Annotated in this window: 12 protein-coding genes; 10 read left to right on the top strand and 2 right to left on the bottom strand. The window is 69.3% G+C overall.

What is annotated here, in order from left to right; genetic code table 11:
• The 6 genes from ACFQ36_RS14505 to proC form a co-directional block, all read left to right on the top strand.
• Positions 1–1,293, top strand: a 1,293-nt coding sequence (locus ACFQ36_RS14505; RefSeq protein ID WP_377014768.1) for a methyltransferase, incomplete at its 5' end; no start/stop codon positions are given.
• A 55-nt stretch (positions 1,294–1,348) separates the two neighbouring features.
• Positions 1,349–1,999, top strand: a complete 651-nt coding sequence (locus ACFQ36_RS14500) for an ArsR/SmtB family transcription factor (protein WP_377014766.1) — start codon at positions 1,349–1,351, stop codon at positions 1,997–1,999.
• A gap of 144 nt (positions 2,000–2,143) precedes the next feature.
• Positions 2,144–4,849, top strand: coding sequence for a type I DNA topoisomerase (gene topA, locus ACFQ36_RS14495; RefSeq protein ID WP_377014764.1), 2,706 nt, complete (start codon positions 2,144–2,146; stop codon positions 4,847–4,849).
• A gap of 119 nt (positions 4,850–4,968) precedes the next feature.
• Entirely contained in the window at positions 4,969–5,994 is a 1,026-nt protein-coding gene (locus ACFQ36_RS14490) for a Ppx/GppA phosphatase family protein (RefSeq protein WP_377014762.1), read from the top strand.
• Positions 5,991–6,833, top strand: coding sequence for a sugar phosphate isomerase/epimerase family protein (locus ACFQ36_RS14485; RefSeq protein WP_377014760.1), 843 nt, complete (start codon positions 5,991–5,993; stop codon positions 6,831–6,833). Before ACFQ36_RS14490 ends, ACFQ36_RS14485 begins: the two co-directional genes overlap by 4 nt.
• A 296-nt stretch (positions 6,834–7,129) precedes the next feature.
• The gene (gene proC / locus ACFQ36_RS14480; protein ID WP_377014758.1) at positions 7,130–7,999 is read left to right on the top strand and encodes a pyrroline-5-carboxylate reductase; all 870 of its coding nucleotides are present in this window, start codon (positions 7,130–7,132) and stop codon (positions 7,997–7,999) included.
• Positions 8,000–8,042: 43 nt separating this feature from the next.
• Here the strand turns inward: proC and ACFQ36_RS14475 are convergent, their stop codons facing one another.
• Together ACFQ36_RS14475 and ACFQ36_RS14470 are read right to left on the bottom strand one after the other, a co-directional pair.
• Positions 8,043–8,729 carry a potassium channel family protein gene (locus ACFQ36_RS14475; RefSeq protein WP_377014756.1) on the bottom strand — a complete coding sequence of 229 codons (687 nt, stop codon included), beginning with the start codon at positions 8,727–8,729 and terminating at the stop codon, positions 8,043–8,045.
• Positions 8,722–10,134, bottom strand: a complete 1,413-nt coding sequence (locus ACFQ36_RS14470) for a TrkH family potassium uptake protein (RefSeq protein ID WP_377014754.1) — start codon at positions 10,132–10,134, stop codon at positions 8,722–8,724. The genes ACFQ36_RS14475 and ACFQ36_RS14470 overlap by 8 nt, the downstream gene beginning before the upstream one ends.
• 78 nt (positions 10,135–10,212) lie before the next feature.
• Here ACFQ36_RS14470 and ACFQ36_RS14465 point away from each other — a divergent pair, with 78 nt between their 5' ends.
• The 4 genes from ACFQ36_RS14465 to ACFQ36_RS14450 form a co-directional block, all read left to right on the top strand.
• On the top strand, positions 10,213–11,415 hold the full coding sequence (locus ACFQ36_RS14465; protein ID WP_377014752.1) for an acetoin utilization protein AcuC: 1,203 nt from the start codon (positions 10,213–10,215) through the stop codon (positions 11,413–11,415).
• A 55-nt stretch (positions 11,416–11,470) separates the two neighbouring features.
• Positions 11,471–11,932 carry an ArsR/SmtB family transcription factor gene (locus ACFQ36_RS14460; RefSeq protein WP_377014750.1) on the top strand — a complete coding sequence of 154 codons (462 nt, stop codon included), beginning with the start codon at positions 11,471–11,473 and terminating at the stop codon, positions 11,930–11,932.
• Between the two features lie 177 nt (positions 11,933–12,109).
• A complete protein-coding gene (gene gdhA, locus ACFQ36_RS14455; protein ID WP_377014748.1) occupies positions 12,110–13,450 on the top strand; it encodes an NADP-specific glutamate dehydrogenase in 1,341 nt (446 codons plus the stop codon).
• A gap of 18 nt (positions 13,451–13,468) precedes the next feature.
• Positions 13,469–14,012: N-acetylglucosamine kinase (locus ACFQ36_RS14450; protein WP_377014746.1), on the top strand; the 544-nt coding region annotated here is incomplete at its 3' end.

The following is a 14,012-nucleotide window of genomic DNA, read 5'->3' as shown; positions in this document are numbered from 1 at the left end:
CTGCGGGCGCTGGGCCTGGTGGAGCCCGCAGGCGGGCTGCTGGGCGCGGCGGGGGACCTGCGCCCGTATGCCAGCGAGGACCTTCAGCTGTGGGTGGCCAGCGACCTCGGCGCCCGGCAGCGGCCGGGGGTCCTGCGGCACGACCACGTGCTCGGGATCGGCCAGGCCTCGCTGACCCTGGCCCAGCTGACCATCCGGACCCCCGTGGAGCGCGCCCTGGACCTGGGCACCGGCTGCGGGATCCAGGTCTTCCACCTGCTTGGCCACGCCCGGCACGTGACGGCCACGGACATCTCGGCCCGGGCGCTGGCCTTCGCCCGCTTCAACCTGCTGCTCAACGCCGGACCGCTGGGCCTGGACCCGGAACGGCTGCAGGACCGGGTCAGCCTGCGGCTGGGGTCGCTGCTGGAGCCGGTGGCAGGGGAGCGCTTCGACCTGGTGGTGTCCAACCCTCCCTTCGTGATCACGCCGCGGTCGGCGTCCGAAACCGCAGCGGGCCGGTTCACCTACCGCGACGCCGGCCTGCCCGGGGACGACATCGTCGCCCGGCTCGTGGCGCGGATGCCGGAGGTCCTGGTGCCCGGCGGCACGGCCCAGCTGCTGGGCAACTGGGAAATCCGCTGCGCCGAAGACGGGACGGAGGAGCCGTGGCAGCGCCGGATCGAGGGCTGGCTGTCCGAGGGCACCGAGGCCTGGATCATCCAGCGGGAGCGGCTCAGCCCGGCCCAGTATGCCGAGACCTGGCTGCGCGATGCCGCGGAGAACCGGGACACGGAGCACTACGAACGGGCCTATGCGGCCTACCTGGAGGATTTCGCCTCGCGGCAGGTGGCCGGCATCGGCTTCGGCATGATCTGGCTGCGCCGCGCGGCGGAGGATGCGGGGACCCTGCTGCGCCGGTTCGAGGAAATCACCTACCCCATCGAGCAGCCCATCGGCCCCCACCTGGCCGCCGCCGTCGAACGCCATGACTGGCTGCGGGTCCACGCGGCGGACTTTGCGCAGCAGCACCTGCACCCCGCCCCGGACGTCACCGAAGAACGGCATCAGCGGCCCGGGGCGGAGCACCCCGGCGTGATCCTGCTGCGCCAGGGCGCCGGGCTGCGCCGGACCAGCCTGATGAGCTCCGAACTGGCCGGCTTTGTCTCCGCCAGCGACGGCGAGCTGCCGGTGGGCCGGCTGGTGGCGGCGCTGGAAACCCTGGTGGAGGATCCCGGCGGGGAGTTCGCCGCACGGCTGACGGAACAGGTGCGCAACCTCGTGGCGGATGGCTACCTGGTCCCGGCGGAATAACGGGGCGGCCGGGACTTGACATGGCGCGGCGTGTGGCGCACTACACTTATTTTCCATGACCAACAGAGCAGCACGGCCGGCGGATCCCTCCTCCGCGGCAGTCGGACCGGCCGGCATTGGGGACCGGGTGAATATCTCCGATGCCCGGGCCATCCGCGCCCTGGCCCATGCGGTGCGCCTGAAGGTCATCGAGGAACTGTTCGACACCCAGCAGCCGGCCACCGCCACCGAACTGGCCCAGCGGCACGGCCTGACCCCCAGCGCGATGAGCTACCACCTGCGCGCCTTGGAGAAATGGGGCTTCGTCAAGCGCAGCGCCAACCAGGGGGACGGGCGCGAGCGGCACTGGCAGGCCGCCGCCGGACGCCTGGACGTGACCTCGGTGGCGGACAGCCGGGCGGCCACCATGGGCGTGGTGGATGTGGAGCTCAACGACCTGCGGGCGCGCCTGGCCAAGTACGTGAAGCGGGACAAGCAGACGCCGAATCCTGACACCTGGCGCCAGGAGGGCCACCTGGCGGCGCTGAGTACCGGACGGTTCTACCTGACCGCCGAGCAGCGCGCGGACCTGGGCCGCCGGATCGGCGAAATCCTGCTGGACTACAGCCCTACCACCAATCCGGAAAACCGCGGCGAAGGGGCGGAGAAGCTGTACTACGTCTTCTCGTTCCTGCCCGGGGACCTGGACGAGGACGCGGCCGGCTGACCGCGGCCGCTGCACCCGGTCCCGGGGATGCGGGTTTCTGCATCCGGGTGTTCTTGCGGCTAACCTTGTGCTGGTAACTGCCCTGTGCAACGGGGGAGCGAGGCAGCGCAGTACCGCCCCCGACAACTTTGATGTAGGAGAACCGTGCCAGCCAAGGCCCGCGACAAGACCGGTAAGAAGCTCGTAATCGTCGAGTCTCCTGCCAAGAGCAAGACCATTGCGGGATATCTCGGCGAGGGCTTCGAGGTGACCGCCTCGGTCGGCCACATCCGCGACCTGCCCCAGCCCTCGGAGCTGCCGGCCGAGCTGAAGAAGTCCTCGGTGGGCAAGTTCGCCGTCGACATCGAGCACGACTTCGAGCCCTACTACGTGGTCTCGCCCGGAAAGAAGAAGACCGTGGCCGAGCTGAAGACCATGCTCAAGGACGCCGACGAGCTCTACCTGGCCACCGACGACGACCGCGAAGGCGAAGCGATCGCCTGGCACCTGCTGGAGGTGCTCAAGCCGAAGATCCCGGTGCATCGGATGACCTTTTCCGAAATCACCCCGGAATCGCTCAGGCGTGCGCTCAACGAGCTGCGCGACATCGACACGGACCTGGTGGACGCGCAGGAAACGCGCCGGATCGTGGACCGCCTGTTCGGCTACGAACTTTCGCCGGTGCTCTGGCGCAAGATCAAGGCCGGCCTGTCCGCCGGGCGCGTGCAGTCGGTGGCCACCCGGCTGGTGGTCGAGCGTGAGCGCGAGCGGATGGCCTTCCGCTCCGCGTCCTACTGGGACCTGCTCGCCGTCGTCGAGCCGGTCGAGGCCGCCAAGGGCGGCTCCTTCAAGGCGAAGCTGGTGCAGCTGGACGGGGCCCGTGTGGCCAGCGGGCGCGACTTCGACGACCGCGGGCAGCTGAAGACCCGCGGTGCGGTGCACCTGGACGAGGCCGCTGCCACCGCCCTGGCCCAGGCCCTGGGCGGCGCCGCGTTCGCCGTGCGTTCGGTGGAGAACAAGCCCTACACCCGCCGCCCGGCCGCGCCGTTCACCACCTCCACGCTGCAGCAGGAATCCGCCCGCAAGCTGGGCTTCTCGACGAAGACCACCATGCAGCTGGCCCAGCGTTTGTATGAAAACGGCTTCATCACCTATATGCGTACCGACTCGCCGGCGCTGAGCGACCAGGCCGTGAACGCCGCCCGCCGGCAGGCCGCCGAGCTGTACGGGCCGGAGTACGTGCCGCAGGCCCGCCGGGTGTACAAGGGCAAGAACAAGAACGCCCAGGAAGCCCACGAGGCCATCCGTCCCGCCGGCGACTCCTTCCGCACCCCCGGGCAGGTCCGCAGCAAGCTCGGCCATGACGAGTACCGGCTGTACGAGCTGATCTGGAAGCGCACCGTCGCCTCCCAGATGGCCGACGCCAAGGGCGCCACCTCCACCGTGCGTCTCGGTGCCGTGGCCGCGGACGGGCGGGACGCGGTCTTCACCGCCTCCGGCACCGTGATCACCTTCCCGGGCTTCCTGGCCGCCTACGAGGAGGGCAGGGACGCGGCCCGCGACGACGAGGACGACGCCCAGGGCGGCCGGCTGCCGAGCCTGGACGAAGGCGACCGGCTGGCGCCCCAGGAGGTCACCGCCGTCGGGCACGAGACTTCCCCGCCGCCGCGCTATACCGAAGCGTCGCTGGTGGCCACCCTCGAAGAGCGCGGCATCGGCCGGCCGTCCACCTATGCGACCACGATCTCGACGATCATGGACCGCGGCTACATCCGCAAGCGCGGTTCCGCCCTGGTGCCCAGCTGGATCGCCTTCTCCGTGGTGAAGCTGCTGGAGGACCATTTCAGTGACTATGTGGACTACGACTTCACGGCCGAGCTTGAGGAGGGCCTGGACCGGATCGCCAACGGCGAGGCCCGCCGGGTGGACTGGCTGAACGACTTCTACTACGGGGACCGGAAGGAAACCGGACTGCAGACGGTGGTCAACGACCTGGGCGAAATCGACCCCCGGGTGGTCAACTCGATCGACATCGCCGAGGGCATCACCCTGCGCGTGGGCAAGTTCGGCCCGTACCTGGAGCGTGCCGGCGGGGACGACGCCGAACCGCAGCGGGCCAATGTCCCGGAGGACCTGGCGCCGGACGAACTGACGCCCGCGAAAGCCGTGGAACTGATGGAAACCCAGGGCCCGGGTGAACGGGTGCTGGGCCAGGACCCGGAAACCGGGCGGACCATCGTGGCCCGCGACGGGCGTTACGGAGCGTACGTCACGGAGGTTATCCAGGAGCCCACCGAGGAGGAACTGGCCGCGCAGCCGGTGGAGTACTACAAGAACGGCAAGCCCAAGCCGCCGAAGAAGCCCGCCAAGGTCAAGCCGCGCACCGGCTCGCTGTTCAAGTCCATGTCCGTGGACACCGTGACCCTGGAGGACGCGCTGAAGCTGATGAGCCTGCCGCGCGTGCTCGGCACCGATGACGACGGCCAGGAAATCACCGTGCAGAACGGCCGCTTCGGTCCGTACCTGAAGAAGGGCACGGATTCGCGCTCCATCGGGTCGGAGGAGGAGATCTTCACGATCACCCTCGAGCAGGCGAAGGAGATCTACTCGCAGCCGAAGACGCGGGGCGGGCGCACCGCGGCCGCACCGCTGGCCGAGTTCGGCGTCGATCCGGTCTCGGAGAAGAAGATCGTGGTCAAGGACGGGCGCTTCGGCCCCTACATCACGGACGGTGTAACGAATATCACGGTGCCGCGTTCGACGAGCATCGAGGACCTGACCCGGGAGCAGGCCATCGAGCTGCTGGCCGAAAAGCGCGCCAAGGGCCCGGCCAAGAAACCGGTCCGGCGCAAGGCGGCGGCGGCAAAATAGGCAGGTGTTCCGGAGGCCGGCGGGGGGACCGCCGGCCTCCGGCGTGTCCGGCTCCCGCCGGGTCCCGGACACGGCCCGCGGTTTGGCTCCGCACCTGCCGGTACCGACATAATAAGAGCATGCGTCTGGGCGTACTCGACATCGGCTCCAATACCGTTCATCTGCTGCTGGTCGATGCCCATCCCGGGGCACGCCCGGCTCCGTTCGCCTCGCACAAGCGCCCGCTCTCGCTCGTGGCGTACCTGGACGGCGAGGGCAGGATCAGTGAAGAAGGCCAGCAGGAACTGATCGACTTCGTGCGCGAAGCGCGGGACTTCGCCGGCCTGCACCGGGCCGAGGACATGCTCGCCTTCTGCACCTCGGCCATCCGCGAGGCGGCCAACGGCAGCGAGGTGCTTGCGCGCGTGCAGCAGGAGACCGGAGTGGTGCTGGAAGAGCTGACCGGGCCGCAGGAGGCGGCCATGACGCTGGTGGCGGTGCGCCGCTGGTACGGTTGGGGCGCCGGCACCATCCTGGACCTGGACATCGGCGGCGGTTCGTTCGAAATGGCGATCGGCCACGACGAGCAGCCCGACGTCGCGACCTCGGTGCCGCTGGGGGCCGGCCGGCTGACCCGGGACTGGCTGCCGGGGGAGCTGCCCAGTGCCAAGAGCATGCGCGAGGCGCACGACTACATCCGCGCGACCTTGGAAACCGCCATCGCCGAGTTCGACGGCGCCGGACGGCCGGACCTGACCGTGGGCACTTCCAAGACCTTCCGTTCGCTGGCCCGGATTACCGGTGCCGCGCCGTCCGCCGCGGGCCCGTACGTGCGCCGCGAGCTGCGCCGCCGCGATCTGTATTTGTGGACGCACCGGCTGGCCGCAATGCCGGTGGCGGACCGGGTCAACCTGCCCGGTGTCTCCGCGATCCGGGCCCCGCAGCTGCTCGCGGGCGCAATGGTGGCCCACACCGCCATGGAACTGTTCAAGGTGGAGGTCCTGCAGATCTGCCCCTGGGCCCTGCGCGAGGGGCTGATCCTCAAGCGCTTCGACCATCTGCTCTTCGACAGCGATAACCACCTCAGGCCGGTGGGCACCGGGCCGGTCCGGAACGCCCTGCGGCCGGTGCCGCTGCCCCAGGCGGCGGGAAGCGCGGCGCGATGACCCCGGCCGGGGCAGGCAGGACCGAGGAGGGCCCGGACCACCGGATCCCGGTGGCGCTCTCCAGCGCGTCCGTCTACCCGCTGGCCGTCCACGATGCCTTCGCCGTGGCCCAGGATCTTGGCTACGACGGCGTCGAAGTCATGGTGACCAACAACCACGATTCGCAGAACCCCGACGCCCTGAAGACCCTGCGCGAGCGCTACCAGCAGCCGATCGTGGCCGTCCACGCCCCGACGCTGCTGCTGACCCAGCAGGTCTGGGGCAAGGCGTGGAACAAGATCATGATGTCCGCCGCGATGGCTGCCGAACTGGAGGCCTCCACCGTGGTGGTCCACCCGCCCTTCCGGTGGCAGAGCGGCTATGCCGAGAACTTTGCCTCCGGCATCCGGGAGGTCATGGAGGACTTCGGCGTCACCATTGCGGTGGAGAACATGTACCCCTGGAAGGTGCGCGGCCGGGAGGCCAAGGCCTACCTGCCGCACTGGGACCCGCGGCCGTTCGACTACGAGTACATCACGTGGGACTTCTCCCATGCGGCATCCGCGGGGGTGGACTCCCTGGAGGAAATCCGGCTGATCGGGGACAGGCTCCGGCACGTCCACCTCACCGACGGTTTCGGCGGCAGCTGGGACGACCACCTGGTCCCGGGCCACGGCCAGCAGCGCTGCGCGGAGTCGCTGCAGCACCTGGCGGAGACCGGCTGGGACGGGGTGGTGGTGGCCGAAGTGAGCACGCGCAAGGCCAAGGGGGCGGGCGAGCGCGAGGAACTGCTGGGGGAGACGCTGGACTTCGCCCGCCGGCACCTGGGCCACAGCAATATCGAACTCAGCGACAACTAGGTGCTCCTGCCCGGCGGCGCCCCGCGCACCACTTCGGCTGGTCTGCCCCGGCACGTCGGGGGCACCGGCGTTAAACGAGAAGGTGCCGGCGAGCCAGGCGGATGGTTGGGGGAGACATCCGCTACTCGCCGGCACCCGGACCAGACCAGAAAGCCTGATCCGTAATCACTCGCACCTTTATGAGGTAACAACGACCCTACGTACCGAATTTGAGATATCGCCCTTAACCACCTGACAGTAGGCTGGGAGTTTTGCGCCGGGCCGGAGCAACCGCACGCCGTGATTCAATGGCAGCTATGAACGCTGACACCACTGCATCTTCTTCCCCGCCCGCTTCCGGCCGGATCTCCTTCCTCGGCTGCGGTTCCATGAACGAGGCCGTCCTGGCCGGCCTGCTGGCCGCCGGGACCCCGGCTGGAAACGTTACCGCCACCGTCCGCCGGCCCGAACGGGCCGAAGAACTGCGGCGCCGTTATCCGGGGCTGACGGTGCTGGCGGAAAACGAGGATCCGGAGGCCAACAGCAAAGCGGTGGCCGGAGCGTCGGTGGCCGTGCTCGGCGTCAAGCCTGCCGGCATTACCGCCCTGTGCCGCAGCATTTCCCCGGCCCTGGGGCAGGAAACCGTCGTCGTCAGCGTTGCCGCTGCGGTGACCATCGCCGCCATGCAGGCGGCACTGCCCGCCGGGCAGCCGCTGGTGCGCAGCATGCCGAACACGCCGCTGAAGGTGGGGCGCGGCGCGGTCGGTCTGTCGCGCGGAGGCGGCGTCACGGACGCGCAGCTGGAGGCGGCTGCAGCCGTCTTCGCCGGCGCCGGAAAGGTGGTCTTCGTGCCCGAGGAGCAGCTCGACGCCGTCTCGGCGATCAGCGGCTCCGGGCCGGCCTACGCTTTCTACCTGGCCGAGGCCATGGCCGCCGCCGGCACCGAACTCGGGCTGGACGCGGACCTGGCCCTGACGCTGGCCCGGGAAACCGTGGCCGGGGCGGGCCTGATGCTGGCCCGGGAAGACGCGGATCCGGCGGCCCTGCGCAAGGCCGTAACCAGCCCGAACGGCACCACCGAACGCGCCATCGCCGCCTTCGACGCCGCGGTGCTGCCTGCCATCATCGCCGCCGGGGCCCGGGCCGCCGCGGCCCGCGCAGCGGAAATCTCGCGCGAACTCAGCTAGAGAGTGGGGCGCTCCCGCGGTGTCGGCTTCGCCGTCCCGGCCGCTACGGCCTGGCCGCGAACCGCTCCAGCAGGTCCACGTGGCCGGAAACGATCAGCATGTCCCGGCTGGAGACCTTGGTTTCGGGCCGGGCATAGGTGAAGTCCTCGCCGGGGGACTTCACCCCCACCACCGTGACCCCGTACTTGGCCCGCACCGCCGATTCCCCGAGGGTGAAGCCCTGGGTTTCCTTCGGCGGGTACATCTTGACGATGGCGAAGCCGTCGTCGAACTCGATGAAGTCCAGCATCCGGCCGCCGATCAGGTGGGCGGCCCGGCGCCCGGCATCCGCTTCCGGGTAGATCACGTGGTTGGCTCCGATCCGGGTCAGGATCTTGCCGTGCGAGGGAGTGATGGCCTTCACCCACAGGTGCTCGATCCCCAGGTCCACCAGGTTCACGGTGATCAGCACCGAGGACTCGATCGAGGTGCCCACCCCCACCACGGCCGATGAAAAGTCCTGCGCGCCGAGCTGGCGCAGCGCGTCGATGTTGGTGGCATCGGCCTCCACCACGTGGGTGAGCACACCGGACCATTTCTGCACCAGCCCGGGATCCCGCTCGATCGCCAGGACCTCGCGGCCCTGCTTCACCAGCTGCTCCGCGGTGGCCGAGCCGAAGCGGCCCAGCCCGATCACCAGGACCGGGGCGTTGTGGGCAGGGCGCCCGTTGGCAGAAGACTTGTCAGCCAATGATCGGCCTCTCTTCGGGGAAGTGGTACAGCTGGCGCCGCTCGCGCAGCGCCAGCGCGGAAGCAAGAGTAATGGTACCTACGCGGCCGGCGAACATCAGCACCGCCAGCACGTACTTGCCCTCCGGCGGGGCTTCGGCGCTGATATTGGTGCTCAGCCCCACGGTGGCGAAGGCCGAAATCACCTCGAACAGCACCCGGTCCAGGCTGGCGCCGGTCATCGCCAGCAGCACGCCCGCGCCCACCGCCACCCAGGTGGCGCCCGCGACGATCACGGAGATGGCCACCCGCATGGCGCTGGCGGGAATGGTGCGGCCGTGGACCTTCACGTCGTTGTCGCCGCGGGCCTCGGCGACGATGGCCAGGAAGACGATGGCGATGGTGGTCACCTTGATACCGCCGGCGGTCGAGGCGGACCCGCCGCCGGCGAACATCAGCGCGTCGGTGAGCAGCATGGTGCTGGGTTCCATGTTGTTCATGTCCACCAGGTTGAAGCCCAGCGAGCGGGTCATGACGGAGGCGAACAGCGCATGGATGGTCTTGTCCCACACACCCAGCCCGCCGATGGTGCGCGGATTGGTCCATTCCATGGCGCCCCAGGCCAGTGCCCCGGCCGCCATCAGGATCAGGGACACCTCGATGGTCAGCTTGGTGTGCAGGTTCCAGTTCCGGTACCGCCAGCCGCGTTCCAGCAGGATCATGACCACCGGGAAGCCCAGGCTGCCCAGGAAGCCGCCGGCCATAAGCGGGAACAGGATCCATTCGTCCGTTTCGTACGGCACCAGGCCGTTCGAGTGCGGGGTGAACCCGGCGTTGTTGAAAGCCGAAATGGAGTAGAAGACGCCGTGCCAGACGGCCTGCCCCAAGGGTTCGCCCAGGATGATGAACCGGGGAATCAGGGCCAGGGCCAGGATCACCTCGATGACCACCGAGGTGGTAATGACGATGCGCAGCAGCGTGCCCACCTCGCCGAGCCGGCCGGCGTTGCTCAGCGCCTCCTGGGCGATCAGCTTGCCGCGGACCCCGAGCCGCTTGCTGACGGCCAGGGTCAGCAGCGAGGCCAGCGTCAACGTACCCAGGCCGCCGATGAAGATGCCCAGCAGGATGACCACCTGGCCGAAGCCGGACCAGTGCTCGGCGGTGGAGACCACCGTCAGCCCGGTAACGCAGACAGCCGAGACCGCGGTGAAGAAGGCGTCGTGCAGGACCGTCATCCTGCCGTCGGCGGCCGAGGCGGGCAGGGCCAGGATGGCGGCGAAGACCAGGATGACGCCGGTGTAGACGAACAGGGCCAGGCGGGCGGGCGAACTGTTGGCCACACTGTCCACGAAATCGCGCGCGGCTGCCAGCAATGACGGCCGCCCACGCCGCTGATCCGGCAGCCAGGTCGGCTGGTACTTCGTCATGGGGCCAGTAAATCACTTATTACGCCCCCGGCGGATGCCGAATGTGTCCCCGGCCTCATATCGCGTAGCCTGAAAGGGATGTCAGCCAACCCGCGCTCCGGTCCGCCCACGCACGTTGTGTGGGACGAGTCGATGCTGGCCTACAACTTCGGCGCGAATCATCCGATGAACCCGGTGCGGCTGGACCTGACGGCCCGGCTGGCTGACGGGTTCGGCCTGTTTGCCCGGGAGAACGTGACGGTGGAACCGTCGAAGGTCGCCACCGACCGGGAACTGGAGACGGTGCACGACGCCGCCTACGTGGCGGCGGTCCGCCGGGTCAGCGAGCACCCCGACGTCCCGGACGAGGACCGCGGGCTCGGCACGGAGGACGATCCGGCCTTTGCCGGCATGCACGAAGCCAGCGCGCGGCTGGCCGGTGCCAGCCTGCAGGCGGCGGAGGCCATCCTCAGCGGGGCGGCCCTGCACGCGGTGAACTTCGCCGGCGGGATGCACCATGCCGCCCGGGACCGGGCCAGCGGCTTCTGCATCTACAACGACTGCGCCCTGGCCATCCGGCACCTGCTGGACAAGGGCGTGGAACGGGTTCTGTACCTCGACATGGACGCGCACCATGGGGACGGGACGCAGAATATCTTCTGGGACGAGCCCAGGGTGCTGACCATTTCCCTGCATGAAACGGGCATGTACCTCTTCCCCGGTACCGGGTATGCCAACGAGGTCGGGGGCCCGGCGGCCCTGGGCAGTGCAGTCAATGTGGCCGTTCCGCCGCGGACAGGCGATGCGGCCTGGATGCGCGCCTTCCACGCCGTGGTTCCCCAGCTCGCCCGCGCCTTCAAACCCGAGGTGGTTGTCAGCCAGCACGGCTGTGACGGGCATGCCCGGGACATGCTCAGCAGCCTGCGCCTGAGCGTGGACGCCCAGCGGCAGATGATGCTGGATGTGGCCGGCCTGGTCCGGGAGGTGTCCGGGGACCGCTGGCTGGCCACCGGCGGCGGCGGCTACGACGTCTACAACGTGGTGCCGCGGTCCTGGACGCACCTGCTCGCCGTCGCCTCCGGGGCGCCGATCCCGCTGGAGGCCGAGGTGCCGCCGGCCTGGCGGCATTACCTCCGGGAGCGCTACGGCCAGGAAGGCCCGCTCCGCATGGGCGACGGCGCCGAGCTGTGGTGGCGCTCGTGGGAGGTGGGCTACGACCCGAACGACGGCGTTGACCGGACCGTGATGGCCACGCGCAAGGAAGTCTTCCCGTACTACGGACTCGATCCCTGGTTCGACTGAAGCCTGCCGGGCGCGCCGTCATGCCCGGGCCGATATATGCGGTTAGGGTAATGGGATGGCCATCGATGATGTCTTTGCGGTAATTGCCGAGTCCACCCGGCGCCAAATCCTCCGGTCCCTGTGCGAGAGCGACAAGGCGGTGGGCGAACTGGTGGACGAGCTGGAGGTCAGCCAGCCGACGGTTTCCAAGCACCTGAAGGTCCTGCGCGAAGCCGGGCTCGTGTCGATGCGGGCCCAGGGGCAGAAGCGCTTCTATTCGCTGGTGTCCGCACCGCTCGAGGACGTGGCCGCCTGGATTGCGGCCTTCGGCCTGGACCGCGGTACGGCCGGCGGGCACGCCCCGGAGCCCGCGGCGGTGCTGGTCCCGGCCGGTGACCCGCCGTCTCCGGCAGCGCGTGCCCGCACGCTCGGCCAGGCCGCCGACCGGGCCGCGAACCGGGCCGCGGACTTCCTGGCCCACCTGTCGAAACCGAACCTGCCCAATCTGCCGCCGCTGCGGCGCCGCAGGAAAAGCTGACCTCACGGTTACGTACTTCCGGCGGCATGTTTCGGCCATGTTTCCAACTTCCCACGGAGTGTGGTTCCCTTTTACGGGCACCAATGAAGTTGCCGGGACGGCAGGCGCTCCGAGGTTCGAGGAACGCCTGGACGTCAGGCAATTTTCATTCGGACCAGTCAGGAAGGTGCCCGCACCATGGATGCTCAGCTGCTCGCCATCAGGGATGAAGTTTTCCGCCGGAATCCGGGGGAACTCGAATTCCACCAGGCCGTCAACGAGGTCTTCGAAAGCCTTGCCCCGCTCTCGGGCAAGCACCCCGAATACACCGACGCCGCCATTCTGCAGCGCGTCTGCGAGCCGGAGCGCCAGATCATCTTCCGCGTCCCGTGGGTCGACGACGCCGGCAACGTGCAGATCAACCGCGGTTTCCGGGTGGAATTCAACTCCGCGCTCGGCCCCTATAAGGGCGGGCTGCGCTTCCACCCCTCCGTCTACCTGGGCATCGTCAAGTTCCTCGGGTTCGAGCAGATCTTCAAGAACGCCCTGACCGGCATGCCGATCGGCGGCGGCAAGGGCGGTGCCGACTTCGATCCGCGCGGCAAGTCCGATGCGGAGGTCATGCGCTTCTGCCAGTCCTTCATGACCGAGCTGTACCGGCACATCGGCGAGTACACGGACGTGCCCGCCGGTGACATCGGGGTGGGCGGCCGTGAAATCGGCTACCTCTTCGGCCAGTACAAGCGCATCACCAACCGCTATGAGTCGGGCGTGCTCACCGGCAAGGGCATCGGCTGGGGCGGTTCGCTGGTGCGCCCGGAGGCCACCGGCTACGGAGTGGTGCTGTTCGCCCAGGAAATGCTCAAAACCAAGGGCGCCAGCTTCGACGGCCAGCGTGTGGTGGTCTCCGGCTCCGGCAACGTGGCCATCAACGCCATCGCCAAGGCCCAGGCCCTCGGCGCCGTCGTCGTCGCGGCCTCGGATTCCAGCGGCTACATCGTGGACGAGGCCGGCATCGACGTCGAGCTGCTGCGCCGGATCAAGGAAGTCGAGCGTGGCCGGATCTCCGAGTACGCCGAGCGCCGCGGGTCCGCGGTCGCCTACGTGGCCGACGGCTCGGTCTGGGACGTCAACGCCACCGTCGCCCTGCCCTGCGCCACGCAGAACGAACTGGACGACAAGCACGCCGCCAAGCTGATCGAATCCGGCCTCGTCGCCGTGGCCGAGGGCGCGAATATGCCGTGCACCGCCGAAGCCACCGCCATGTTGCACGAGGCCGGGGTGCTCTTCGGTCCGGGCAAGGCCGCCAACGCCGGCGGCGTGGCCACCTCGGCGCTGGAAATGCAGCAGAACGCCAGCCGGGATGCCTGGAGCTTCGAACACACCGAGCAGCGGCTGACCGAAATCATGGTCGGCATCCACGACGACTGCGCCGCAACGGCCGAGGAATACGGCCTGCCGGGCAACTACGTGGCCGGCGCCAACATCAGCGGTTTCAAGAAGGTAGCCGACGCCATGCTCGCCCTCGGCATCATCTGAGAGTGGGGCGCTCCCACAATGTCGGCTTCGCCGCCACAGCGGGACCCTCGCGCCCCACTCCATGCCCCCGCGGGCAGGACCATCCTCGGACTGGATATCGGCGGGAGCAAGACCCACGCCATCCGGCTTGAGGCCGGCCGCGTCACGGCCGAGGCCGTGACCGGCAGCGCCAACCTGCAAAACGTATCCCGCGCCGCCGCCGCTGCCGCCGTGGCGGAGGCCGTCCGGACTGTGGGCGCGCAGGGCGTGCAGGAGGTTTTCGCCGGCGCCGGCGGCATCGATACCGACGACGACGCCGCGGCGCTGCGTGCGCTGATCGCGCCGCTGCTGCCGGGGGCCGCCATCCACGTGGTCCACGATTCCCGGCTGGTGCTCGCCGCCGGCCGGGCCCGCACGGGCATCGCCGTCATCGTTGGCACCGGGACCGTGGTCTGGGGGATCGACGAACACGGCCGGCAGGCGCGCGCCGGGGGCTGGGGCTACCTGCTGGGGGACGAGGGCAGCGGCTACTGGCTGGCCCGCGAGGCGGTGCGGCACTGCCTGCACCGCCACGATCTGGGCC

The organism is Arthrobacter sp. GCM10027362, from assembly GCF_042679445.1.
Taxonomy (GTDB): Bacteria; Actinomycetota; Actinomycetes; order Actinomycetales; family Micrococcaceae; genus Crystallibacter.
This window is presented reverse-complemented; position numbering and strand designations above follow the sequence as displayed.